Below are 820 nucleotides of genomic sequence, written 5' to 3' on the forward strand. Positions count from 1 at the left end.
CGCCATCCTGTGACGCGGTAGCCGGCGGCCCTGAGTTTCATTTCAAGTTCCAGGCGCTTGACGGTGGCGCTCCGGCGGTTGGCGTACTGTTCGGCTTCGAGGCGCTTCATTTCGGCTCCCTCGTGCGCGCACGTGAGGGGCTGGCCTCAATCGAGGCCAAGCGCCTCGCGGTAGACCTCGAAAATCGCGTCTTCAGTTTCGGCTTTGGCGCGGTCCTTACGTGCGTGCACGAGGCAACGCTTCATGGCCTTCACGTCATGCCCGCGAGATTTCATGCCCTTGCAATGCTCTGCGAGATCAGCCGTATTCGCGTCACGCTCGTCATGCAGGCGCATGAAGATGTCGAAGTCCTGCTTGATTTCACCTGGGGTGACACCGCCGACTTTCAGATCAGTCATGGCTCAACCTCCCCTACCAGCGCTTCAACCCGAGCCAGGTCCGCCTTAATCTGTGCAAGGACAGACGCAGACGGAGACACACCCAGCGACTGAGCAACTTCCAGCTCATGCGTGAGCCTCCCGATTTCTGACCGGAGATCACGGACAGCGTGGCGCGCCAGGGCCTCGCGAAAACCAGCGTCAAGGCGCTTCAGGCGGTCGCGGCCAAGGTTGTAGAGGGTGCCTGGAAGGACACCGAGACGACGCGCAAGCCGTTCTCGCGCCTGCGCTCTGGTCCCGCCGTTAAGATAAAGCTCCCGGCGCTCCATGACCCCGGCAACGCCGCGCGCCCGGTCGATCATTGTGGCGTCACTCATTCGCGACTCCGGTGGATGATTTATCCAAGATTTGTGGATGAACCGTCTCTGCATGCCGTGCTCCTT

General features: G+C 61.3%; 2 protein-coding genes. One reads left to right on the forward strand and one right to left on the reverse strand.

The annotated features are described in order from the left end of the window. Positions 1 to 146: 146 nt before the first annotated feature. Positions 147 to 398, reverse strand: coding sequence for a GapR family DNA-binding domain-containing protein (locus IE243_RS22930; RefSeq protein WP_191321583.1), 252 nt, complete (start codon positions 396 to 398; stop codon positions 147 to 149). A 149-nt stretch (positions 399 to 547) separates the two neighbouring features. Here IE243_RS22930 and IE243_RS23350 point away from each other — a divergent pair. Beyond that, the coding region (locus IE243_RS23350) for a hypothetical protein (protein WP_210319974.1) at positions 548 to 820 on the forward strand (273 nt) is incomplete at its 3' end.

Source organism: Camelimonas fluminis, assembly GCF_014656355.1.
GTDB lineage: Bacteria > Pseudomonadota > Alphaproteobacteria > Rhizobiales > Beijerinckiaceae > Camelimonas > Camelimonas fluminis.

Coding starts and splice junctions, on each gene's coding strand:
- IE243_RS22930 (WP_191321583.1), bottom strand. CDS start 398: ATGACTGATCTGAAAGTCGGCGGTGTCACCCCAGGTGAAATCAAGCAG.